A 2,214-nucleotide genomic window follows, 5' to 3' on the forward strand; every position below is an offset into this window, starting at 1 on the left:
CCCCCTCGACGCCGACATTGGATGTTGGATGTTCGACGTTGGATGTTCGATGTTCGGCAAAGCCCCCTCCCCCCCCCTGCCATTCGCACCACCCAACGCGAACACCACCTCCACCCTCACCTCCGAATACCGCTCAGCGAACCATGCGGCGGCGAGCATGGCATCCCCCGCATTGTGCCCCTTGCCCGCGAGCACGAGCACACGGGCACCGGAGGGGACCCCACCGATCTCCTCAAAATCCAGCCGAATCCCCTCCGCCACTGCCACGCCCGCTCGCTGCATCGCGCCCCATTCGCGCTCCTCGTCACCGGCAAAAAACGCCGCCTCAAACGCCACCGCCTCCGCGCACGTGAGGATCGGATGAGAAGCAATGGAAGAAAAAGACATGGGCTGCATATTTTTGGAATTTGGACGGTCAGGGTCTAGGATTTCCGGTCAACGCGCCCACCGCGTCGCGCAGATCGCAACCGCTGGGCGACTGGAACACGCGCAGGCCAAACTGCGGCATGATCGCCAGCAGGTGGTCAAACACATCGGCCTGCGCATTCTCGTGCCCCACCCAGCTGATGTCGCTCGTGAACACATACAACTCGATCGGCAACCCCTGCGCAGTCGGCTGCAAATGGCGGATTAAGAACGTCATGTTCTGGTTGATCTGCGGACTCGCCCGCAAATACGCCGCGCAATACGCGCGAAACGTGCCCACGTTGGTCAGACGGCGACCATTGCCGAGCACCCCCAAATCCTCGCCCAACTCCCTGTTCTCCCCGGCGATCTCGGCCAGCCGCGCATCAAGATAAGGCTTGAGCACGCGCAATTTTCTCCAGTTTACCAGCATCTCCTCATCGGCAAAACGCACCGTCTGCATATCCACGTAGATCGACCGTTTGATGCGGCGTCCGCCCGACTCCGACATGCCTCGCCAGTTTTTGAACGACTCGGAAATCAGCGCGTAGGTCGGGATCGTTGATATCGTTTTGTCCCAATTCTGCACCTTCACCGTGGTCAGCGACACGTCGATCACGTCACCGTCCGCGCCCTGCTTGGGCATCTCGATCCAGTCGCCGATGCGCACCATCTGGTTAACGGAAATCTGGATACCGGCAACGAATCCGAGTATCGCATCCTTGAATACCAGCATCAGCACCGCCGTCAGCGCCGTGAGCCCGCCAAGCAGCAAACCCGGCTCCTTGTTGAGCAGGATCGACAGCAGGATGATGCCGCCGATCAGGTAGGCGATCAGCATGACCGCCTGCGAAAACCCCTTCATCGGCAGACCGGCGCCGCGTTTTGTGCCCGCCACAATCAATTCCACCGTGCGCAGGAACGCCTTGATCACCGTCAACACGATGAACAGCAGGTAGATTTTCATAAAAATCTCCAGCCACTGGCCCGCCTGCGGCAGCCCCGTGAGCGACACCCGGCCCAGCGTGCCCATCACCAGCAGCGGCGCCAAGTGCGAGAGTTTGGCCAGCACGCCCGACTCGATCAACCTGTCGTCCCATTTCACCTGGGATCGATGGATGAGGCCCTTGATCAACCCCACCAACGTGGCTCGCACCAGCATGTGAACAAGCACCGCCAGGATCACCACCACGAGGAACATGCTCCCCCGCGCCACCACCGTTGCCGTTACTTCGGAAAGACCCTGGCCCGTAAGCCAGCCGATAAGCCAGTCGATGAACAATTGCATCCCCGCATTTGAGGAACGCGGAGCCCGCGGATCAACCGTCGTTTTTCCAGCATCAAAGTGGAGGGAGGGTCTCCCGACCCGCGCTCCGCAGCGCCCGCCCCCCCACCCACACACTCGACACCACCATCAGCAACGCCGCCACCACCGGATGCAACACCCCGCACGCCGCCAGCGCCATGCCCGCCATGTTGTAGGCGGAGGCGAACAACAAATTCCCCCGCACGCCGCCGGCCACCCGCCGCGCCACCCGCACCGCCTCCGGCAGCCACCGCAACTCATCACCCGCAAACACCGCCATCGCCGACGCCCGCGCCAATTCACTCCCCCCCCCCATCGCGATCGACGCCTGCGCCGCGCTCATTGCCGCCGCGTCATTCACCCCGTCACCCGCAAAAAGCACTATGCCCCCCTCTGCCCGCAACGCCGCCACCCGCGCCACCTTGTCCTGCGGCGACATCCCGCCGCGCACCGTTGCCACGCCCGCCTCTGCCAAGTCCAACGGCGGATGCGGATCGCCCGGC

General features: G+C 63.0%; 2 protein-coding genes and 1 pseudogene. All 3 read right to left on the reverse strand.

Features of this window, described 5'->3' with window-relative positions; genetic code table 11:
• A partial coding sequence (locus OBACDRAFT_RS27590) for an NAD(P)H-hydrate epimerase (protein WP_332835130.1) occupies positions 1-387 on the reverse strand: 387 nt, incomplete at its 3' end.
• 28 nt (positions 388-415) lie between these two features.
• Positions 416-1,693: a mechanosensitive ion channel family protein gene (locus OBACDRAFT_RS17185; protein WP_043587794.1), complete on the reverse strand. Its 1,278-nt coding sequence runs from the start codon at positions 1,691-1,693 to the stop codon at positions 416-418.
• Positions 1,694-1,745: 52 nt separating this feature from the next.
• Positions 1,746-2,214, reverse strand: a pseudogene (locus tag OBACDRAFT_RS17190) (HAD family hydrolase); the annotation flags it as partial.

Origin of the sequence: Geminisphaera colitermitum TAV2, assembly GCF_000171235.2 — a bacterium.
GTDB lineage: Bacteria > Verrucomicrobiota > Verrucomicrobiia > Opitutales > Opitutaceae > Geminisphaera > Geminisphaera colitermitum.